Raw genomic sequence first — 23,576 nt, 5'->3', positions numbered from 1 at the left:
ATTCCCTATTCCCTAACTTCTGCAAGAAGTCTACCGAAATATCAACCGCTTTTCTAAATTACTGCTAAAAAAAATTTTCCTATGTCTTCTCCACTTTGGCCTTATGTTACTCCAGGTATCTCCGATGACTTATTTGAACGTTTACCTGGTATTCCCATGAGTAAGCGAGAAGTCCGCTTACTGTTAATATCTTATTTACGATTACAATCAGACTCTATTGTTTGGGATATTGGTGCAGGAACAGGGACTATTCCCGTCGAAACAGGTCTAATATGTCCTCAAGGCCGAATTATTGCCGTAGAAAGGGATGAAGAAGTAGCAAATTTAATTCGGAGAAATTGCGATCGCTTCGGAGTAGAGAATGTCACAGTAGTCGAAGGTAGTGCTCCTGAATGTCTAGATAGTCTAACCGAAGCGCCCAGTCGTGTCTGTATAGAGGGAGGTCGTCACATCAAGGCCATACTCCAAGAAGTTTGGAAAAGATTGTTACCCCAAGGTCGAGTCATCGCCACTGCTGCTAATCTAGAAAGTCTTTATGCTATTTCTGAAAGTTTTGCTGATTTACAGGTTCGCAATGTAGAAGTAGTTCAACCGGCACTGAATCGTTTAGAGACAAGAGGTATACATCAAACCTTTGCAGCAATTAATCCCATATTTATCCTTAGTGGTGAGAAAATAGACTGAATTTTACTCTAATCTGAAATTATACAATACATTGAAATATATAGATTTATAAATTAAGTAATAATTATCAGTGAATTAAATGTCTATAATAATTAGATATTAAATTACTGGAACATTTAACGCTGCATTATTGGAGCAAAAACTGAACCGATCATTTATTTTATCTGAATTTGTACATATTATGTCTTGGTCTCGTATTATTAGTGGATTAGTGGCGATCGCTGTTGCTTTGGGAATGATTATTTTCGGGGGATGGTGGTTTACAGTAGGTATGGGAGCGATCGTTTACCTGGGCCAACAAGAATATTTTCAACTAGCACGCACCAAAGGTATTGCACCAGCAGCCAAAACCACCCTAGCATTAAGTCAAGTTATTTTGGTAGTAGCTGCCCTAGCTCCTGATTTAGTAGATGCTATATTTACATTAGCAGGAACTCTAATTTGTTTTTATCTACTATTTCAGCCAAAATTAGCTACGATCGCTGATATCGCATCATCAATTTTAGGTCTATTTTATGGTGGATATCTGCCGAGTTATTGGATTAGACTCAGAGTTGGACTAGAAGCTCAGTTACAGACACCTCAAATAATTCCACTAGGAAATTACTGGGATATTTCATGGATAGACCCTTTGAGTTGGTCTCAGAGCCTAACATTTACTCTACTTGGTTTTTGCTGTATATGGGCTGCTGATATTGGTGCTTATTTTGTGGGAAAATTCTTTGGCCGAATTAGACTTTCAGAAATAAGCCCCAAAAAAACTGTAGAGGGTGCAGTGTTTGGTGTTGTGGGTAGTATAGTAGTCGCGACATTAGGTTCTTGGTACTTAGGTTGGCCTGGTTTGCCTTGGACAGGTGCTGTTTTGGGTTTAGTAGTAGGAATTGCCAGTCTACTTGGAGATTTGACTGAATCGATGATGAAACGAGATGCAGGTGTGAAAGATTCTGGACAACTAATTCCTGGACACGGAGGGATTCTTGACCGCACGGATAGTTATGTTTTTACTGCACCCCTCATATATTATTTTTTTACTCTACTTTTACCACTTCTCAATACTTAGGGTTTAGTATGGTTGGAGTTATGGGTTCACTGTTAAACGACCTTCGCAACTAAGTTGACCAGAATTTAATGTTAATTCTTTTAGTTCAACATCAGAGCCTAAGTCAATTTTGATATTATTTGAAAAGTCATAACTAGCCTTGTGCAAAATCTGAATCTCTAGATTGTCTAACAATAGTTCAGAGCTACTAGCAAGCTTCAAATCAGTATGCAAAGTTAAGGAAATCTTTTCATCTGATGTAGACAAAAAATTAGCAAATAAATTTATCCTGTCTGTAAAAAATTCAGCTTTCTGGTCATACAAACTAATTGGTTGTTCTAGCTGTTCTAAAAAATCTGGCGGTAATAATGGAGTTAAAAATTCAACGACCGCTTGAGCTAACAGAGGAGATTGTAGACTAGTATTAAAGTCAGATTGTAGTAATTTAAGCTTACCAAATAAAGGAAAAGATTCTAATATTTGTAATGGTTTACCCTTGATAACTTGACCAATATTAATCTTAATTCCAGTTGCAGATAAATCTATCTGTGTTAAATTTAATCCTCGAAAAACCACATTAGAAGCAGCAACAGAAACCTGCGGAATTTTACCTGTAAGAATTTGGCGATCACCACCTTCAATCAGAACTTTTAATTGTTCTACCTGTTCTAGTTGAGATTTTAACCAAAATTTCAATGCAGGGGATAAAAATCTACTAACAATTCTACTTTTTCTTGTAGTTGATATTTCATCTTGACTTCTAATAGCAACATCAGAATCAGAAATTTGATTCACTTCTGGTAAATTTTTATTCATCAAAGACACCATTAGGTTAGTATAGTCAGTTTTGTAATTATTTCCAGAGACGGAGAATATTATATAGAAGCCATTTGGTATCTTTTTCAAGCTAAATTAGCTTCTGAAATAGCTAGTATATCTAGCAATTTCGGGCTAGGCAATGGCCAAGTAGGAAAATTCTAAATTTTCTAGGACTTTTTTCGGGTATTTATAGCAGTTTTCATTAACATAGAATACAACTATTTCTGCAACTTATTAAACTTTAGGTATATCTATAATTTTTACTGTAGTCAACATGAGTGAAAACTACCAGGTGGTAGATATTGGGTGTGTCGATGGCACATAATTAGGGTTTACGGAAAAAGTCTTTTAGTAGGGGTAGGAGACAACCCACCCCTAACCCCTCCCAGGAGGGGAGAAATGGGAATGAGCGAGGAGGTAGGAGTAACAATTGTCCCTTGAATTGTTCTGCCCAACTATGAGCCTAAAATACGCTCCATGCATGAGCGTGAAGAGCTGAAACAGGCGCACTGCAATTCGACCCCAAAAAGGCACTTGTCTTTATATGTCAATGCTTTTAGATTTAATCAGCAAGCCCTAATTATGAAATTTATTAACAAGTTTTTCTTTAATGTACAGGCAACGCCTGATTAAAATATTGTTCTATGCAACTTTATATTAATTTGGTGTAAGCAAGACCAATTCTCATAAGCATAAAATGCTCACGACTCCCCGACTCCCCGACTCCCTTACTCCCCGACTCCTCTGCCTAGAATGACTTAACTTAGTTTTTCTGCCTCTTACTTTTCAATATATATAGCCCGAAAAACCCTCTGTTATCCCATCAAGTTAACCAATTGTCAAAAGTTATTCTGCTTACTCCAAGTAGTTTGATTAATTGAGCGATAGAAAACTCCTAATAACTCAAAATTATACATTTAGCTCTATTTATCCCTTGAGGGAATTGCCTTTAGCAACTGTCATTTTTTCTATTGCCAGAAACTATGAACTCTGTCAAACTTTAACTGGTCTACTTGCTGTTCAGTCGCTCCTTCAAATATATGATTTTATGTTTATATCTCAAATTAAAATGCTAAAAACTATATGTTGCTTTGAGGATTGCTATAGCAATCAGGAATGATTTATGAGATATTTGAGATATTTAAGAACAATTAAGATCGATCAAAATCCTTTTATATTCTGACTTTTAAGGGCTGACTCCTGATTACCACTAAAATCTTACAACTGAAATATGATTGCTATATATATTGACTAATAATCTGAATCGACAAAAGTGATGAACTTAAAAATATGGTTGAAAGAGTACAAAAAATATTATCTCAGTGGGGAATAGCCTCTCGACGTCAAGCCGAACAAATGATTATAGCTGGACGAGTAAGGGTGAACGGTATAATTATCCCATTAGGTGAAAAAGCCAATCCGGAATTGGACAGCATTGAAGTTGACGGTTTGCCCCTCCGACCAGAAAACCGTCCTAAATCTATATATTTATTGCTCAATAAACCGATAGGAGTAATTTCCACTTGTTCGGAACCTAGTAGACGTAGTAAGGTTCTAGATATTCTAAGTTCAGAACTGAGAAACGGAAAGGGGATTCATCCAGTAGGACGCTTAGATGCAGATTCTACAGGAGCATTACTCCTCACAAATGATGGTCGAGTCACATATTGTTTGACCCATCCCAAACATTGTCTTCCCAAAACTTATCAAGTATGGGTAGAAGGTCATCCCCAAGAATTGACATTAAAATTGTGGCGTCAGGGTATTATCTTATCTGGTAAAAAAACTTTACCTGCTCGAGTTAAAGTCCTAGAAGAAAGTAATAATTCTCAAACTCTTTTAGAAGTGGTTATCTCTGAAGGTAGAAATCGGCAAATTCGTAGAGTAGCAGAAAAATTAGGACATCCTGTTGTGAAACTACACCGTACTGCAATTGGCCAAATCCAGTTGCAGGTACCTGGAGAGTCTGTTTTGCCTAGTGGTCATTACCGACCTCTAAAAGATTTTGAAATTAACTTTTTGCATGACCAAATCAATAAAAGTTCTCAATTAAGCTAAAACTTAGAGAGTTTTAAGAGTTGGAGTTAAGTGGGTATAATAAGCAAAACATCCACATAGAATTTCATAATTTTTTCTAGATAAATCTTGCTGATTTTATCGCAATACATCTAGTATCAAGCTTTTGAAACAATAGTATGAGCAATATATTTAGGAGTTATAAAATTAAAATTAATGATTAAATTGATGACGGAAAATCAAGAATATTATTGATATCAACAAATTAATTATTATCCTATCAGTATCACTCTCATTATGACAAAAGTAATAGTTTTTATAAATTAAATCAATGGTAAATTTTACAGCAATAAAAAATATTAAAAACAGTTTCTTTTTATTACCATTTAACAAACGCTTTCATCAAGAAAAGGAACTTTCTTTTGAAGAAAAACAAAACCAAACATTAGTAGATATAGGATATAAATTAAAAAGATTTCGAGAGAAACATTCTATTTGTTTAGAAAGAGTGGCAATAGTAACAATGATTAGAATTAATTTGCTAAAAGCTATAGAAGAAGGTAATCTAGAAAAACTACCTGAGCCTGTTTATATCCAAGGTTTAATCAAGCGATATGCAGATGCTATGGGATTAAATGGAGAGCAATTAGCAAATCTGTTTCCGACTGAAAAAACTCAAGAAACTAGCAAAAAATCTCTCCTCAATCTATCAATACCTCAGCTACGACCACATCATCTCTACTTCTTATATTTATCTATTGTTTTATTGTCAGTTAGTTTGTTGCCTCGTCTAATGAGTAGCTATTATATACTAGGGAAAAAATCTGAAATTAATAATTATAGAAAAGAAAAAAATCAAAGTGATTTAGCTCAGGCATCTTCAGGTAATATTAAAATTGATGAAAAATCTACAGATCAAATAACAACAGCAAAGTTAGAAAAACAAAATAAAAAACAATCTTTAGCAGTGAGTGTAATTGTCAAAGAAGACTCCTGGGTATCAATAAAAATAGATGGAAAAATAGCATTTGAAGGTACTTTAGTGCAGGGCACTCAAAAGACCTGGGAAGCTCAAGAACAATTAGTTTTCTTTGCAGGAAACGCTGGAGGAATATTAATACCTATTAATAACGGACAAACTATGCAACTGGGAAAAACAGGAGAAGTAAAAGAAGTTGTTTTTACTCCTACTAATACTAAAATTTCCCAGTCCAGCAATACTAAAAATTAAAAACTATGAATCTTCATTTTGTGGCTCACGACCATAAATTTCTGTGACTTCTCTAAGGCGATCACTTACCTCTGAAGTTAATATTTCCGGTTGATAGCGCCAGCTCCAATTTCCTTCAGCAACTCCAGGTTGATTCATCATAGTTTCTTCTCCAAATCCGAAAATATCTTGTAGGGGAAAAATTGCTATAGAAGCCACCGAAGACATAGCCAAACGAATTAAATCCCAATGAATTCCATTACCACAAGTACAACCAAGAAAACGAGTAACTCGTTTTTGTTCTTCAGGAGAACGGTTATTGAACCAGCCCACAGTAGTATTATTATCGTGAGTGCCAGTATAAACAACCCAATTAGGGGAAACATAGTTATAGGGTAAATAGGGATTTTCATGGCCTGAGTCAAAAGCAAAATGCAGAATCTTCATACCAGGAAGTTCAAACTGATCGCGCAATTCTTCGACATCAGGAGTAATCAACCCTAAGTCCTCAGCAATAATTGGCAGAGACCCTAACTTTTCATTAATAGTTTCAAAAAAAGCCTCACCTGGTGCCTCGACCCATTCACCATTTATGGCTGTAGTTTCACCTTGTGGCACTGCCCAATAAGCTTTCAAACCACGAAAGTGGTCAATTCTAATCAAATCCACCTTATTAAGCATTGATTGAATACGTTGGACCCACCACAAAAAATCTTCCTGTTCTAATCTATCCCATTGATAAACTGGATTGCCCCATAGTTGACCAGTCTCACTAAAATAATCTGGGGGGACACCTGCCATCAAAGATGGTTCACCTGTTTCTGCATCTAGACAGAATATTTCTGGATGTGCCCAAACATCAGCACTATCATGGGCAACATATATAGGAATGTCGCCAAAGATTTTTATTCCTTGCTCATTGGCATAATTTTTCAGCTCATCCCATTGTTGGAAAAACTCAAATTGAACGAATTTATGGTACTGAATTTCATCGGCCAAACGTTGCTGCCATTCTTTTAATGCTGCTGGTTGACGACGGGCAATTTCTTGATCCCAGGTATGCCAACTAGCTCCTTGGTGGGCTTCTTTTAGGGCCATATAAAAAGCATAATCATCTAACCAAAAAGCTTTACTGGCACAAAAATCATAGAATGCTTGTTTTTCCTCAGATTCTTTTATTTTAAAATTATCGTAGGCTTTTTGTAGTAAAGAGCGCTTGAATTCTGTGACTAAATCAAAATCTACTCGGTCATTTGGAAATTCTGGCAAATTAGATAAGTCTTCCTCACTGAGTAATTCCTGGTCTAGTAATTTATCTGGACTAATTAGCAGGGGATTTCCTGCCATTGCTGAATAAGCTAGATAGGGAGAATTACCAAAACCTGTTGGTCCTAGTGGTAGAATTTGCCAAATTTGCTGTCCACTGTCTCTTAAAAAGTTGACAAAATTGTATGCTTCGTTACCTAAGTCGCCAATTCCAAAGGGACTTGGGAGGGAAGTAGGGTGCAGTAGAATACCGCTAGCTCTTGAAAGTGGCATAGCTAAACCTAGAAAATATTAATCAAAAAAATTGCTGGCATGAAATACCAGCTTAAAATTTATTTTACAGTATTGACATCTCCAGGGGTTGAAATACCCTGGATTCTGTGGCAAATCCACCGCAAATGGGACGGGGTGTTTAAAGTGCGGAATTTACTTCCGCACACAGCCCCTCATAAATCCACATTTGCTTAAAGCCTGAAGGGCAGACTTCTATACTCCTCGGCATAGACCTAAATCTAGCTGTGAGCTTACTTTTTTTGTAGCTTTCACGAGTGGTTTTACTCAAGATATTGGAGCTATAAATCGCTGCTCTAGCTGCGTTGCTTGCTTTTCTTGCGGAATGCTGCGCAAACAGCCGTCGTAGGAAGCATCGTCCCCGCCTCCTGTCCGCCGGAATTTCACCGCAAAGTGCGGTCTTGTCATGGCGACAAACCTTGTTTTTAGCGAGTATTCCTTGTATAGCATACTTTTACTCCGCTTTATTGCCCGCGTGTTGTTATTCAACCAGGGGATAAATCTTCCGGGAACTTTTCTCCCGTCAGTTTTTATGTTTTTGAGTTGATAAGGTACAAAGTTTTATGCTTTAATTTGCTGTAAAATATTAAAAATTTGGCGTTGCTGAATGGTAATGATTTTTAGATTAAGTATCAACGCAAAACATAAGTTTTTCAATTTTACCTTCAGCTACTTACCATTACATTTCAGCAACGCCAAATTTTTATAGGAGATAATAAATTGTGGTATTAATTACAGTTTTTATACTTGATGTTATAAAAATTATTTCCACATCCTAATAAGTAGGTAGGTGTTAAAATTTATCATTAGAGGAAGGCAGAAAGCAGAAGGGAAAAGGCTTAGGAACTACTTTACTTTTTGTTAAATACTTAATTCTTTTCATGCCTACATACTTAGCTAACTGTTTTTAGTTACTTTCCTAAAATTTTGATATTCATTGGGGTTCAATTTATAGAACCAATTTGGGATATATGAAGCATCTACTCCACCCATAGGGAGTAGGGAGTAGGGGGTAGGAGGAAATAATTGATGAATAAGAGTGCAATAATTGATTTGATTTTTGATTGTTGGATATTTATATTAATTATGTAATTAAAGGCATTGCTGAATTAAGGTATGAAAGTAGGTTTATAGGGAACAGGGAACAGGGAACACCGGATCTGGGAAAAGTTAATATTAACAAGTAGTTCAAACCATCCAAAGTAAAAAATCCCAAATACAAAATTATCAAATCATACCCAGAATCAGCAACGCCTAATTAAATATAAATATCCTAACTTTTAGGCCAAAAATCCCAACATTAGCTAATATTCCAAATGGCTTTTATATGACTAAGATAATCATTTTCTACAAAGTTTATCTGTGACTTTGACTGTTTTATACTTTTAGGAAAGTATAGGGTGTGCATATTAGTTTTAAAAGCTTCCATGTCATTTTTTGAGGCTAAAAATTATCTTAATTAATAAGATAATCATTTTCTACAAACTTCATCTGTGACTTTTAATGATTTGATAATTTGAGGAAATTATAGGGTTAGCATATTAGTTTTAAAATCGCCCATATAATTTTTTTTAGACTAAAAATTATCTTAATTATCTGGCACTACCAGTTACAAATTTCCTCGTTTTATCAAGCATTCAATTTTCTGTTCACAGCTTTAAATACGAGAAAGTATTCTCTATATTTACTCAACTAAATATTCTTTTCGAGAATCAGAACTCATTAACTCCTCAATATCCCACAAAAGTCGATTACACATATTATCTAAAGGTAAGTCATTCGGATCGTAACCAAAAGGATTTTCTATCTCTAATCCAATTGCTTCAATTCCTAATAGAGCAAAGCTAATTACTCCTGTAGCAGGAATAGTTATCCAAGATAAATCAGCTACTAATTGAAAAGGTAGAGCAAAACAATACAAAAATAATAAATGTTTTAAGTGAGTTGCATAAGCTAAAGGAATAGGCGTATTTAAAATTCTTTCGCAGCCAGTTTTATCTTTTACCATTAAATCTAAAATTTGATTATAAGTAGATAGCTGAATACTGTCTATGTAATTAAGATCGTAGATTTTTCGGAAATAATCTCCAATCCATTTAGCAATTCTCAGAGGTATATGATTAACTTCTTTCAGTTCTAAATATTGATTATTGCTAATAATTGACTGAAGTTGCCCATCGATACTTTCATTTCTTAAATGTAATTTTGTTGCCATCAGAAAACCAGCTAAAAGTAAAACTGCTGCCTTCTTCTCCTCTGTATCTTCTGGAGTTTTTTCAGGAATATTTACCCACATTTGTCTTGATAAAGACCGACCTGAAATTATTATTCCCCCAATCAGTTTTCGCCCTTCCCAGAATTTATCATAAGATGTATTTGTTCTAAAAACTAATAACAAACCTAAAACAACACCGGGGATTAAACTAGCTAAAATTGGTTGATGAATCCAAATAAGACCACTCTGATAAATAATGGTAACTATTAAAGAAAAAGTCATTGCAACTACTACTCGTTGCCAAACTCTGGGTATTACTGAGCCTTTTAATGTAAATACTAATTCTATCCAGTTTCTGTTACGAAAAGCCATATTTACTTAACAAGTCGTTAGTGGTGTATAAATTCAAATTACCATAGAAAAAGTTGACTAGGCTTGATAGTTCGGTAAAAGAGTAGAAGTTTATAAGCTTTTTGTCAAAGCAACTACAGATTAACTCGGTTGAGATGAAAGCTGAGACTCTGGTATTTCTTCCTCAGTTGTAGTTGCTTCTACTCTTGAAGTTAAGCTACCAGCAATAATCATAGAGATGCCACAACAAACAACAGCGGATCAGCGATCGCCGTATAAAAAATTCTCCATTATCCAACTAAAACCAAGAGAAACAAAAATCTGAAGCAATAATAAAGAAATTAAAAATACCCATATAAACCTCACTGCACTTTGGTTGTGCTCTTGGGGTAGAGTATCTCTGACAAAAGCTCAAAAAATATTCATAATAACATTTACTGAGGTAAGTACCTACATAAAATTAATTGTATATTTTGAATCCAAATTAATCAAAACTTTTTTTGCTAAGTTTAAATAATACCAATTTCATAAACTGAAACAACGCTTGTAAAAGTATCTATAGCAATTCCCAAAAAGCGTGAGGTACAAAACTTTAAGCTTTAGGCAACAGGCAACAGGCAACAGGCAATAGTCAAGTTAATACAAGAGTGTACCTCACTAGTGCTGCTACGCGGAAGTTAAAAGTCAATCATTTTTGATTTGTAATTGTTCCCGCGATTTTGTAACTGGTCAGTTATTTCCGCCATCCTGCACTAACCTGAGAAACGCTATATCAATCTTGAAAACTAAGGTGTCAAGTTATGTGTAGTTTGACTTGAGAAAATTGGTATAACTTTCATAAGCTGAAGGTTCTAATCATTTATATTTGATAAATATTCACAATGTTTATATTTGATTTAATTGTGGTGAGTAAGTGGGCAAAAAGAATATTATTTATCCTTTTCCCCTCTATTTTTTTTTGCTGATTACATAGTTTTTTATTCTGGCAAATCTAAGCATTATCCATTGCTAAGTAAGTGTGTTTAATTATCCGTAGAATAGCGATGTAAATTCAAAACTTTGAAAATCAGGTTGAAAACTGCATTCTGGCTTCATTTTCAGATTCTTAGTTTTTTTGCGCAGCATTCTGTAGAAAACGTTTATTGATGCCCATTTACTTAATACTGTTTCTTTTTCTAGCTATTCAACTTAATTGATCGAGTGCAAGCTAAAATTATATTCACTATTCATCTGACCTTCAAAGGCATTACTTTCTAAGATATTATTTCTTGATAGCTATTAAATGGACATAGTATATAGCAATAGACAGATAGAGTGCGGACACAGACTGACAATGCTCTTTAGACAGAGAAATGTTTTTCCTACTGTTCCCTGTTCCCTGCTATAACAACTCCGATGTGAATACTAATAAAATTATGCAAACTTTCTATCAATTAAAATCTCTGTTTATAAAAGTTCCATTCCAGGAAATTGAGAATGAATTTAATGAACTCCCAAAAAATGTTATTTCTGGTTTAAATCAACAAATTCAGGCTTTGCCTTGTCATCCTAAATATGTCAAAATTTTGCAATCTACTTTAGAAGAAGCATTATGCCAATGGCAAGAAAATCCAGAAGCTAATGAACTGGTAATTCTCAGCAGTTCTATAGAACCTTTATCTCAAATTATCCAGACAGCTTTAGTTAATTGGAGTCATGAAAGTGTCAAAGATATAAAATTATTATCCTGGTCAAATAGACCTAAAGATTTCCTGAAAATTGTCTCCAAATTACAAAATGATTTAGGTCTGTCTGCAAGGTTAGATGTTGATGGTAATTCTGGCAAATTTCAGGAATTAATAGTTATTCCTTGTTTGGAATTTTGCTTTCTACGACACATACATGGTTTGGATGGAATTGAGTTTTTAAGAAATAGAATCTTTCAAGATAATTCTCGATTTTGGTTAATTGGTTGTAATTCTTTAACGTGGCAGTATCTTGATTATATTTATAATATTAACTCTTACTTTGAAAAAACTCTATTATTACCGACTATGACAGGAGAAGAACTTATGGAATGGCTAACTCCTGTATTTACTAAGATGGAGTTTCAAAAAAATGACCTAGATGAAGAAAAACAAGTTGCTAAAATGCAAGAATATTTTGATTATTTATCCCATACTTCTCAAGGTTTAAGTTCAGCAGCTTCTCAATTATGGCTAAAATCTTTGAGTATGATAAATACGGAAAATCTTGATTCTCAAGAAACAGAAAAAGAGAATATTTTAGTAGAGTATCATCAAATTAAATCATTAGATTTACCAGAATTAAGCAGTAGCGATCGCTATCTTTTATTTTCTATGCTTTTGCACAAAGAAATTAATTTATCTCACCTTGCCTTGAGTTTGGGAGAGTCTGAAAGTAGAATTCAATTCCAAATTCAAAAATTATTAAGCATGGGAGTAATTCAACGTTTGAATAATCTGTTGACTATTCATCCTACATATTATCCAAAGCTGCGTAAGCATTTAAAAAACTATAACTTTATTACTGATTTAATAGAATAGATTTATTGCATAAATTAGAGAATAGGGAATAGGGAATAGGGAATAGGGAATGGGGAGATTAAATTGCTGATTTAATATCTTGAATTGATTTAATTAGGGCTTGCTGATTAAATCTAAAAGCATTGACATATAAAGACAAGTGCCTTTTTGGGGTCGAATTGCAGTGCGCCTGTTTCAGTCTAAAACGCCCAAAAAGGAGCGTATTTTAGGCGCATAGTTGGGCAGAAAAATCACTCTGACAAAACTTAGCTCCTACCTCCTCGCTCATTCCCATTTCTCCCCTCCTGGGAGGGGGAGGGGCGAGGGGTGGGTTGTCTCCTACCCCTACTAAAAAACTTTTTCAGCAAACCCTAATTAATTTTTTTGCAAGAGGTATAATGATTTTCAACTATCTAGGATTAACATTCTTTTTTCATTTTCATCTACTTACAGTAGCGCCAGGATTAGATGGAATAGGTATCAAAGATATAAATCTTCGGACTATTCTACAAACAGTAATTGCTTTAGCTCTTGCTTATGGATTTCTTATTAGCGTTAAATTTTTGAGTAAGTGGTTATCAGAAAGAGTTCCTTTAAGATTTCGAGCAGCAGCCAAACAATCAGAGCCTTTTCTACAAGCCTTAATTTTATTGACTTCCACAATATATATATTGAGTCTTTTCTTGAAACTTTCGACTGAAAATTTATTAGCTATAACCGGAACAATTGCTGTAGCTTTAGGTTTTGCTTTTAAAGATTATGTTAGTTCTCTAATTGCTGGAGTAGTAGCTCTATTTGAAACTCCTTATCGAGTAGGAGATAGAGTTCAAATTGGAGAAAATTATGGCGAAATTATTACTTATGATTTGCGGGGAATACGTTTACAAACTGTTGAAGATAATCTGATATTTATTCCCCATAACAAAATTTGGAATGAGCCGATATCTAATGCTAATAATGGTGCTTTAGAAGCTCAAGTCACAACTGATTTTTATTTGGCTCATGGAGTCGATTCTGAATTGGTTATTAAAATTTTACATCTGGCTGCTTATACCAGTAAGTACACTCAATTAAAACTTCCAGTTAGTGTATTAGTTGAGGAAAAACCTTGGGGAACTCAATATCATTTAAAGTCTTATCCTATAGATGCTAGGGATGAATATGTTTACAAAACCGATTTAGTGAGGCGAGTTAAACAAGCTTTTGCTAAACATAATTTTAATTACCCTAAAAGTAATTTTAGTCAAGAGTAAATGTAAATATAGAACCCCTAACCGTATCTTTTAGCTCTCTCCAGAAAATAGGGAGTAGGGAGTAGGGAGTAGAGGGAAATAATTGATGATTTATCTACGATAATTGATTTGATTTTTGATGATTGGAGATGTCTTTTGAGGAAAAGACATAAGCTTAAGTTCAGTAATAAGAGCGATCACCTAAATTTTTAGAGATATCAAATGGGTTCTATAGAGTAGGGGAGAAATTAAAGTAAGCATTCAGCCGTCAGCTAGCTTCTTACAGAGGAACTACGTTATCAGCTATGAGTTATTAACTAATTATCGCACCGAAGGAGGAATTAGTCTCCAAGGATAATTAGGGCTTGCTGATTAAATCTAAAAGCATTGACATATAAAGGCTAAAGCCTTTATGGGGCCTTTAAAAAGTGCAAATTTTTCAGCTCTTCACGCTCAAAAAGGAGCGTATTTTATGCGCATAGTTGGGCAGAAAAATCACTCTGACAAAACTTAGCTCCTACCTCCTATAAATTCCAATTTCTCCTATCTCCTGTCTCCTACCCCTACTAAAAGACTTTTTCAGCCAACCTTAATTAACAGTTATGTTTGCTTCCCAACTCCGCAGGAAAGAAAAAGTTTACCAGCTATCCTTCGTAGTTGCTTGAATATTTTCAAAAGCTGAATAAAGCTGAATGCTGAATGCTAATAGCTGAATGCTTACAAATTGAAAGATATCCAGTTTCTTTAATACTTTGTAGAAAAGACTCGATCTTACCCGGAAAAAGTAGAGTAGTTCCTGGGTATATTTTCCCTGAATAATTGACAAAAAATAAATCATAATATATAGCAGATTCCACTTTTGTGAAATACACCCATAGCGAGCAAGATGCTCGCACTACAAATATTTAATTGTTAATATCTATACTTCATATACTTGGAGTTTGCTGCATCAATATAATAAAATCTATAAATCCACATTCTACACTTCAAAATAATAAAAAAATACTGATGATTAACATTTGATTTCTGATTAATTTGAACATCTATAGCAACCTAATAGCAAAGTCTGAAAAACAATTAGACAGAACAAATAGCCAAAAATATCAGAAGTACAGAGGTGCTATTAAACCGCAATTAAAAAACTATAGTAATCCTAAATAGGTTCTGGCAAAATTCCATACTGAAAAAGCTTTGGGAAATCGAATATTTGACCATATGCAAAAAACTTAAATAGCCACTTAACTACTTTAAAAGAATTGCAAAAATGATCATATTTTATGATGAAATTTTTGCCTGGTAACCAAATATCTTCAACAGGATTTTGCTCCGGAGCATTTGGAGCCAACTTTGTACCATGTATCAACCATTCTTCGTTCTGATAAATTTTGATTAATTAACATCAAATATTCTCGAAATTATTGAGATTTATGGTAAGTTGCTCCCTCCCAAAATATTGCCAATCTTTTACCCGGCCTTCGCGCTTTGCAAATATTTGATAAATTCGATGGTATTTTCAGTATTTCCACTCTCAAATTCTTGCACAATAAATTCTTTACTTTGATAGTCTCAGGCTCCATAATCAGTCTGTCTTTCTTTTTCATTTTTGAGATTAATTTCTATTCTTTCATCTGTTGTTCCCCAACCATCGCCTCAGAGATCGCCCCGCCCGAAGATTACATTGATCAATCATAAACACTCTCAGGCTTCCAGCTTCGATTTCCGGTGGCCATTTTACCCACATTTCCTCTATTTCTTTTTTTTTAGCTTTCACTAATTCATCATTTCTAGCGGGATGATTTTTTGGAGTTTTTTTCCAACTTACTCCCGCCTCTTTAAGTAAATTATAATAACTTTGATTAGATTCAAAAACTACATTATATTGCTTCTGTAAATAGTTTTGGTTTGTCTGATAATCTGAGATCATCTTGTGCCCTTAACCACTCAATTATTTGCTCTTTTTCTTCGGCCTTTAAGTAACCTTGTGTTCCTTTATATTGAAGCCTTAAACTTTCTACGCCGTGAAATAGTGCTTGGTTTTTCCATTCACTAATAAAACTCTTTTCAACCTTTAATAATTCTTTGACTTCATGGTAGGATTTTCCCGACAAAATCATTTTTACCGCCCAGGCTCTTTGAATTTCTTTGGCCTATGCATGTTTGATTGATAAAATCATCTAGTTCCTTGTAGAATATTCACTTTTTTTCTTTTAAGTGGAGAGATTATTATTACTATAATATCTATGACGACCTATTTAGGAATGCTATATCATATTAATTATTAATTATTAATTGTTGAATGCTTATCTTTTATGAGAATCTCAAAATTTCGCCGATCCTAAAAGTCGTTTTAGTCAAGAGTAAGAATATCTAAATACTCAGTTACCACAAAATTTTCATTCTGTCAAAATGGATAAATTATTGATTTCCACAAATAGTTATATATTGAAGCGATGGCACAGCACTCAGTTACTACTTTCTAGCTATCTAAGGAACGAAAATACTTAGGTTTCAGCCTATTATTTCTTAAGTATTTTTAAAAGTAGTTATAAAATTGGCAGCATATCATTGTTTTTTAGTATACCAAATCCCTGAAAAAACGCAAGTTCGTAGAAATACAAAGCAAAATTTATACCGAATTTGATGACTCATATTTAAAATTTAAAACAGAGATTGTATTTTGTACAAATTTTATTTATACACATTTTCTCGGACTCTCTTAACTGAAAATCTCTAATATTTTCATAAAATTTTGTTTGTTTTATGGATCAAGATATTTTTTTCAAATACATAAAACAATCATAGTTACCTGAAATTTAATGCTAATTTAAACTTCATTAAATATTCAACAGAAAAATGTGTCATCAATTATAAAAAAAGTACAAAAAGATAGAGAAAATAATTCGAGTCAACCCCATAAAAAAAGAACAGAACTATAATATAAACAGATATCAAACCAGCCCCAGAAAAATCCAAAATTAGGGCAAGGAGAGAATATGAAAGTAACAAACGAGCAAGAACTTGAAGAACTCATAAAAAGAGTAAAACAAGCTCAAGAAAAATACGCCACTTATACTCAAGAACAAGTAGACTACATATTCAAAAAAGCAGCCCTAGCAGCCAACGCAGCGAGAATTCCCCTAGCAAAAATGGCAGCGACAGAAACAGGCATGGGATTAGTAGAAGACAAAGTAATCAAAAATCACTTTGCCTCAGAAATAATCTATAACAAATATAAAGGCGAAAAAACCTGTGGAGTCATCGCAGAAGATAAATCTTTTGGCTTTCAAAAAATCGCCGAACCAGTAGGAATTCTTGCCGGGATAGTTCCCACAACTAATCCCACATCAACAGCAATTTTTAAATCATTAATAAGTCTCAAAACTCGTAACGCAATTATATTTTCTCCTCACCCCAGAGCCAAAAAATGTACCTGCCAAGCAGCTAGGGTAGTTCTCGAAGCAGCCGTTGCAGCAGGGGCTCCAGAACAAATAATCGGTTGGATAGATGAACCAACACTTCCCCTATCCCAACAACTGATGCAGCATTCAGAAATTAAATTGATTCTTGCTACTGGTGGACCGGGAATGGTTAAAGCTGCTTACTCCTCCGGTCATCCATCTCTAGGAGTCGGTGCTGGTAATACTCCAGCTTTGATTGACGAAACTGCCGAAATCAAAATGGCAGTCTCTTCAATTATCCTCAGTAAAACCTTTGATAATGGGATGATTTGTGCCAGCGAACAATCAGTGGTTGTAGTTGATAGTGTTTACGATACAGTAAGACAAGAATTTATCGACCGAGGCGCTCATTTCTTAACTCCAGAAGAAAAAGACAAACTGAGAGGCAAAATTATAGTCAACGGACGCTTGAATGCAGAAATTGTCGGCCAACCCGTGCAAAAAATTGCCGAAATGGCAGGTTTCTCCATTCCAGAAAATACCAGAGTAATTATTGGTGAAGTAGAAAATATTAATCAAGAAGAACCATTTGCCCACGAAAAACTTTCCCCTATCTTGGCAATGTATCGGGCAAATACCTTTGAAGAAGCTGTAGACAAAGCCGAAAGTTTAGTAGAATTTGGTGGACGTGGACATACAGCAGCTCTATATACTTCTCCTGCCAATACAGATCATATTAAACGATTTGAAGATACTGTCGAAACAGCCAGGGTTCTAATTAATACTCCTTCTTCCCAAGGAGCGATCGGCGACATCTATAATTTCCGCCTTGACCCTTCCTTAACTCTAGGTTGTGGAACATGGGGTGGTAACTCTGTTAGCGAAAACGTTGAACCCCACCACCTATTAAATATAAAGACAGTGGCAGAACGTCGAGAAAATATGTTGTGGTTCCGCGTTCCACCAAAAATTTACTTTAAATATGGTGCCTTACCTACTGCCATGCGAGAGTTGGCAGGTAAACAACGAGCATTCATTGTCACTGATAAACCCATATATGAACTCGGGATGACTCGCGGTTTAGAAAATGTGCTGGATGAAGTTGGAGTTAAATATGACATCTTTTATGATGTGGAACCCGATCCTTCCCTGGATACTGTTAACCGGGGTTTGGATATGATGCGGAAATTTAATCCTGATGTGATTATTGCCATTGGTGGTGGTTCTCCTATGGATGCTGCAAAAATTATGTGGTTGATGTACGAGCATCCAGAAATAGAGTTTGAAGGTTTGGCAATGCGGTTTATGGATATCCGCAAACGGGTTTATGATTTACCACCTTTGGGAGAGAAAGCTATTTTGGTAGCAGTACCTACGACTTCCGGTACAGGTTCGGAAGTTACACCTTTTGCCGTGGTGACTGACCGCCGAAATAATATTAAGTATCCTCTGGCAGATTATGCTTTGACTCCCAGTATGGCAATAGTCGATCCAGAGTTGGTATTAAATATGCCGAAAAGTTTGACTGCTTTTGGTGGAATAGATGCTTTGACTCATGCGGTGGAAGCTTATGTTTCTGTTTTAGCTTCTGAATATACTAATGGTCTGGCGTTGAAAGCTGTTGGATTAATTTTTAGATATCTCCCTTCTGCTTATAACAATGGTGCTAATGACCCCAAAGCACGAGAAAAAATGCACTACGCTGCAACAATTGCAGGTATGGCTTTTGCTAACAGTTTTTTGGGTGTTTGCCATTCCATCGCTCACCAGTTAGGAGCTATTTTTCATATTCCCCACGGTTTGGCAAATGCGTTGATGATTTCTCATATTATTCGTTACAACTCTACCAATGCGCCGTTCAAACAAGCAACTTTCTCCCAGTATAAATATCCTAATGCTAAATGGCGTTATTCTCAAATTGCTGATTATTTGCTATTAGGTGGAGAAACTGAGGATGAAAAAGTAGATTTGTTAATTGCTGCTATTGAAGAGCTGAAAAGTCAGGTGGGTATTCCCAAGGCAATTAAAGATGTGGTCTCTGTGAGTGAAGCTGAATTTTTTGCTAAACTGGAAGATTTGGCAGACCAAGCTTTTGATGACCAATGTACGGGTTCAAACCCTCGGTATCCTTTGATTAGTGATATTAAGCAGTTGTTGACCAATGCTTATCATGGTGACTTGGCTACTTCTAGAGAGTTGAATGGTAATGGTGCTGTGATTATTTCTCCAAGTACACCTGCTGTAGTAGGACAAGGTTGAAGAAAGTCAGTAGGGTGCTGTTAGCGATAGCGTAACGTACCTATTGCTCAGGAGTCATATCATGTCCACCTGAATACTTAGGATTTGCTGATTAACTATCAAAGCATTGATAGATAAAGGTTTTAATCTTATGATATTCCCAAAAAGTAGAAGTTAGTAGGGTGCTGTTAGCGATAGCGTAACGCACCCATTAGTCAGGAATCAGGAGTCAGAATGAAAGAAGAAGACAGGAGACATTAAGGTGACAAGACTCAAAAAAATGGTGCGTAACGCTCCACTTTGTTCCGCTAACACACCCTACTGGACTGACACACCTTAAATGGTGCATTAGAAAAAATCGGTCAAACCTTGCCATAACAGAAATTATACGAAAAAGCTAATGCACAGTTTTAGCTGTGTCAGTCTACTACTAGCGCGTCAAGCTTGAAATAGTGTTTTAGGAAAATTCTCCAAACCTTAGTCAGAGCAAGAATTATACTCAAAAATTTAATACACCATTTTCAGCTTGACACGACACTACTAGCGCGTCAAGCTTGAAATAGTGTTTTAGGAAAATTCTCCAAACCTTAGTCAGAGCAAGAATTATACTCAAAAATTTAATACACCATTTTCAGCTTGACACGACCCTACTGGACTTGCGAGTAGTAGGGATTTAGCTTGATGATATATTTTGGGTCTGAAGCTCTACTACAAACAATTAAGTTATGCTTGGGCTTTTAATTGAACACCTTTATAGCAGTTGCAGCAAAGGTTAGGAAATATCAAAAGCTTAAAGCTCAGAGAACGCAAGTTTTTCCTTCTTCCTTCTTTCTTCTGCTATACACGACGATAAAGGATAAACAATTATTTTTATCTGCTGTTTCTTGTGAAAACTTGATAATTTACGACTATATTTTTCCTGTTTCTAACTTGTCTGCGCCAAATTCCAACTTGCCTACTAAAAATGCAAAGAGTAGCTCCCACCCAACAAATTTCTAAAAAAGATATAAATGCGTGATATTTCATTTTTTCCTCTACCTCTAGTTAAATAAAATTCATAGGTAAAAATTTATTTATAAAATAAATAAATTACAGTCAAATTCACACCAAACCTGTTCTCAAAGCAACAACAGCTGCTTTAACTCGATCATCAACTGCTAGTTTATTCATAATACCTTTGATATCATGTCCTCTGGGGCGCGTTTGTGTAAAACCAAGAGTGAATATCTAGAGAAAATTTACGTTTTTTCAAGCTTTTAAGCCTTCTTCCCTCTTCTTTCTTCCTTCTTCCTTACCTTCACGCTTACAATACCGATGCGACCGGACATGATATGACATGAGTTTTAATCGTATTCGGACTCAAAAAAAGGTCTTTAGCAATTTCAGTATTAGTCTTACCCTCTACCAACAATTTTAAAACATCTAATTCTCTAGATGACAAATTAGCTGAATTTTCTGGAAGCGATGGCAATATTGGTTGCAAATTTTGAATAACCATTCTCCCCACTTGTGGATCGAGATAAGTAGCACCATCTATAGCAGCAGTAATAGCAGATATCAACCTTTCTACACTTGCCCCCTTTACACAATAAGCATCTGCTCCACTGGATAATGCACCCATAACTTCTTGCTGACTATCGTCAGATGTGAGTACAACCACTCGTGTATCTGGGAGTTTTTCCTTAATTTGCTGAGTAGCTGCTATACCATCAAGCTCTGACATGGCAATATCCATAACCACTCAATCTGGTTTCTTTTCGACCGCCACTGCTACACCCAACTTACCATTGTCTGCTAAACCTACTATTTCAATATTGGCATAATTACCCAAAACTTGCTCTAACCCAAGTTCATCATTGGGTCATCATCCACAATTAAAATTCGTGTTTGCTCTTGTTGACTGATTGTTAATTGTTCCATAATTACCTTTTAATTTTCCTGATGTTGATGACTATCAACTTATTTTTAACACTTGTACTGACTCGCCTACCGCGATCGAAGTTTCATTCAATGGTATAACTGCTAAACCTGTACTACCCGCTAAATTAATTAAATTTCCAGAGCTGTGACTGCCTTGGGCAAGTTGAAATTCATGGCCATTTATTCCTAATTTTAGCTGACCCCATAGATAAGTTTCTCTTTTACCGTTGGAATGTAAATCTTGAAGCGATCGCGCTGTGACAAATTCTGGTCCCCATGCTGCTTCCTGGACTCCTGCCAATTTTTTCAGCGCTGGTTGTACAAACCGCCAAAAACTGACTAATGCTGAAACGGGGTTTCCTGGTAAACCGAAATATACACATTGAGTATCAGCAAATTTAGCAACAGTTAATGGTTTTCCTGGTTTAACTGCTACAGAATGAATCTGAATTTCTGCTCCTAACTCGGTGAGAATATCTTCTACATAATCATAGTCTCCTACTGATACTCCTCCGGTGGAAAGTAAAAAATCTGTACTTGTTATTGCTTCAGCTATGGTTTTTTTCAATATTTCTGGTTCATCTGGCACTATACCAAGTCGTATTACTTCTGCTCCTGTCTGTGCTACAGCTACTGCTAAGGCATATTGATTTGAGTCTACTAACTGACCTGGTTGTAGGGGTTGGTCTGGTGTGACTAATTCATTGCCTGTGGATAATATTCCGACTTTAGGTGGGCGATACACTGTTATTTCCGGACATTGAAGTGCTGCTAATACTGCTATTTCTGAAGCACCTAAGATAATTCCAGGCTGGAGTAAGGGAGTACCAGCGGTATAAAATGAACCACGATATCGTACAAATTCTTGGGGTCTTGGAGTTTTTTGGATAAGTACTTTGTTGCCTTGTCTTTGAGTCACTTCTTGCATGACTACTGTATCTGATCCTTTGGGCATACAAGCACCTGTAAAAATACGAGCTGTTTGTCCTGGTTGAATTTGCTGCTGGGGTTGATACCCGGCTGGAATTTCTTCTATAATTTCCAAGGCTATTGGATTTTCGGGACTCGAGTTTTTGACATCTGTAAATTTTACTGCATAGCCGTCCATTGCTGAATTATCCCAGTGGGGAAAATCAACCTTACTGGTGACTGGGGTGGCTAATATGCGCCCCGATGCGGTTAAGAGGTCTACTGTTTCTACATCCCTCTGGGTATTTAAGGGTTGTACTAGGTTTAAAATGATTGACTCTGCTTGGTCAACTGGTAGCATTTTCAATCTATAAGATTTGGACTATTTTGATTATAGATTGTATTTGACTTCCTTTTTCTGTTGTTTTTGTTCTTGTTGAAGGGTCTCTAGTTTCTCTTGATTTTTAGTTGAATAAAAAATCATATGTAAGGGCGAAAGCATCCCAATAATTACATACTATCATAGGTTTTTTCCTTATACAATCCCATCAACCAGGGAATTTTTTGTAGGCGTTCACAATGAGTTGGCGATCGCTTTTTAGTTGTTTTATGTTTGCTCAAGAGTCTGATCGCTTTCTTGGTTGTGTTTCTTTATTGAATAAAAAATCATATGTAAGGGCGAAAGCATCCCAATAATTACATACTATCATCAGTTTTTTCCTTATACAATCCCATCAACCAGGGAAATTTTTTTTGAGCTTTAGAAAATAATTTTTTTCATTTTACTGTTGTGTTTCCTTAAGGTTAACCTAGCTTGATCGTTGTTGGGTCATAGCGATTACTTTTTCCACTGTCAAATCTGAGATATTGTCAAGAGTGGGGAGTATCTCAGTTCCAGTAAAGACCAATGGTAGTTCTTGGTTTTCCCAAACCCAGATTCGCTGTCGCTGAATATCAATTAACCAAGCAAGCTGAGTTCCGTTACCCAAACAGTGAAGAATTTTGTTCTGTAGGTCTAATGTGCTTTGGTCTGGGGAACGAATTTCAATTATCCAGTCCGGTGAACCTTGCAGTGGACCGTCTTCATCACCAAGGCGATCGCTTTTTACAACCACAATATCTGGCACAGGAGATAAGGGAGGAATGATGCACCTGAGTTCTTGAATGGCTTCATAAGCTTGGGTTTTATTATTAATGGTGTTGACGAGGTTTAGTTAGAGGCGGGAATGAAACAGAGTTGGCATCGGTTTTTGTTTGGATTGTCCATGGATGAATTCCCAAGCAGGAGAAGTTTCGATATTGGGTTGTTGGAGAAAAGTGTCTAAGGAGTTAGTAGTAAGTAGCTAGGCAGAATTAAATAGAAAACGTTCTGTGGTATGTTGGTCTTGTTGAGCGCGAGCTTCTACACCCTCTATAACAGCCATCGCCAAATCATATTCATCTTCAAAAATCCGACCAGCTAG

General features: G+C 35.6%; 14 protein-coding genes and 1 pseudogene. 8 read left to right on the top strand and 7 right to left on the bottom strand.

All coding sequences use genetic code 11. The annotated features are described in order from the left end of the window. Positions 1 to 81: 81 nt before the first annotated feature. Together cbiT and F6K06_RS26115 are read left to right on the top strand one after the other, a co-directional pair. Complete coding sequence (cbiT, locus tag F6K06_RS26120) at positions 82 to 684, top strand: precorrin-6Y C5,15-methyltransferase subunit CbiT (protein WP_124146261.1); 603 nt, start codon at positions 82 to 84, stop codon at positions 682 to 684. Positions 685 to 865: 181 nt separating this feature from the next. Then, positions 866 to 1,744, top strand: coding sequence for a phosphatidate cytidylyltransferase (locus tag F6K06_RS26115; RefSeq protein WP_124146260.1), 879 nt, complete (start codon positions 866 to 868; stop codon positions 1,742 to 1,744). Positions 1,745 to 1,762: 18 nt separating this feature from the next. On the opposite strand, the gene F6K06_RS26110 is transcribed toward F6K06_RS26115, so the two are convergent. Further along, positions 1,763 to 2,539 (bottom strand): DUF2993 domain-containing protein, encoded by a 777-nt coding sequence (locus tag F6K06_RS26110; protein ID WP_161564639.1) that lies wholly within the window; start codon positions 2,537 to 2,539, stop codon positions 1,763 to 1,765. Positions 2,540 to 2,848: 309 nt separating this feature from the next. On the opposite strand from F6K06_RS26110, the gene F6K06_RS26105 reads away from it, so the two are divergent. From F6K06_RS26105 to F6K06_RS26095, 3 genes are all read left to right on the top strand, one after another. Beyond that, a complete protein-coding gene (locus tag F6K06_RS26105; RefSeq protein ID WP_282433604.1) occupies positions 2,849 to 2,983 on the top strand; it encodes a hypothetical protein in 135 nt (44 codons plus the stop codon). 849 nt (positions 2,984 to 3,832) lie between these two features. Further along, the gene (locus tag F6K06_RS26100; protein WP_124146258.1) at positions 3,833 to 4,600 is read left to right on the top strand and encodes a pseudouridine synthase; all 768 of its coding nucleotides are present in this window, start codon (positions 3,833 to 3,835) and stop codon (positions 4,598 to 4,600) included. 289 nt (positions 4,601 to 4,889) lie between these two features. Further along, on the top strand, positions 4,890 to 5,789 hold the full coding sequence (locus F6K06_RS26095) for a RodZ domain-containing protein (protein ID WP_124146257.1): 900 nt from the start codon (positions 4,890 to 4,892) through the stop codon (positions 5,787 to 5,789). 3 nt (positions 5,790 to 5,792) lie between these two features. Here the strand turns inward: F6K06_RS26095 and malQ are convergent, their stop codons facing one another. Then, complete coding sequence (gene malQ / locus F6K06_RS26090; protein ID WP_124146256.1) at positions 5,793 to 7,307, bottom strand: 4-alpha-glucanotransferase; 1,515 nt, start codon at positions 7,305 to 7,307, stop codon at positions 5,793 to 5,795. 1,702 nt (positions 7,308 to 9,009) lie between these two features. Beyond that, positions 9,010 to 9,912 (bottom strand): bestrophin family protein, encoded by a 903-nt coding sequence (locus F6K06_RS26085; protein ID WP_124146255.1) that lies wholly within the window; start codon positions 9,910 to 9,912, stop codon positions 9,010 to 9,012. 1,394 nt (positions 9,913 to 11,306) lie between these two features. Here F6K06_RS26085 and F6K06_RS26080 point away from each other — a divergent pair. Further along, entirely contained in the window at positions 11,307 to 12,437 is a 1,131-nt protein-coding gene (locus tag F6K06_RS26080) for a hypothetical protein (RefSeq protein WP_124146254.1), read from the top strand. Positions 12,438 to 12,814: 377 nt separating this feature from the next. Next, entirely contained in the window at positions 12,815 to 13,669 is an 855-nt protein-coding gene (locus tag F6K06_RS26075; RefSeq protein ID WP_124146251.1) for a mechanosensitive ion channel family protein, read from the top strand. Positions 13,670 to 14,801: 1,132 nt separating this feature from the next. On the opposite strand, the pseudogene F6K06_RS26070 reads toward F6K06_RS26075, so the two are convergent. Further along, positions 14,802 to 15,839: pseudogene (locus F6K06_RS26070) on the bottom strand (IS630 family transposase). Positions 15,840 to 16,641: 802 nt separating this feature from the next. On the opposite strand from F6K06_RS26070, the gene adhE reads away from it, so the two are divergent. Next, positions 16,642 to 19,305, top strand: coding sequence for a bifunctional acetaldehyde-CoA/alcohol dehydrogenase (adhE, locus tag F6K06_RS26065; RefSeq protein ID WP_124146250.1), 2,664 nt, complete (start codon positions 16,642 to 16,644; stop codon positions 19,303 to 19,305). Positions 19,306 to 20,587: 1,282 nt separating this feature from the next. On the opposite strand, the gene F6K06_RS26060 is transcribed toward adhE, so the two are convergent. From F6K06_RS26060 to F6K06_RS26050, 3 genes are all read right to left on the bottom strand, one after another. Next, on the bottom strand, positions 20,588 to 21,019 hold the full coding sequence (locus F6K06_RS26060; RefSeq protein WP_338043220.1) for a response regulator transcription factor: 432 nt from the start codon (positions 21,017 to 21,019) through the stop codon (positions 20,588 to 20,590). A 219-nt stretch (positions 21,020 to 21,238) separates the two neighbouring features. Then, positions 21,239 to 22,474: a gephyrin-like molybdotransferase Glp gene (glp, locus tag F6K06_RS26055; protein WP_124146249.1), complete on the bottom strand. Its 1,236-nt coding sequence runs from the start codon at positions 22,472 to 22,474 to the stop codon at positions 21,239 to 21,241. Positions 22,475 to 22,922: 448 nt separating this feature from the next. Continuing rightward, positions 22,923 to 23,309, bottom strand: a complete 387-nt coding sequence (locus F6K06_RS26050) for a Uma2 family endonuclease (protein ID WP_275670415.1) — start codon at positions 23,307 to 23,309, stop codon at positions 22,923 to 22,925. Between the last annotated feature and the right edge of the window lie 267 nt (positions 23,310 to 23,576).

This window comes from Okeania sp. SIO1H4 (assembly GCF_010672695.1).
Taxonomy (GTDB): domain Bacteria; phylum Cyanobacteriota; class Cyanobacteriia; order Cyanobacteriales; family Microcoleaceae; genus Okeania; species Okeania hirsuta.
This window is presented reverse-complemented; position numbering and strand designations above follow the sequence as displayed.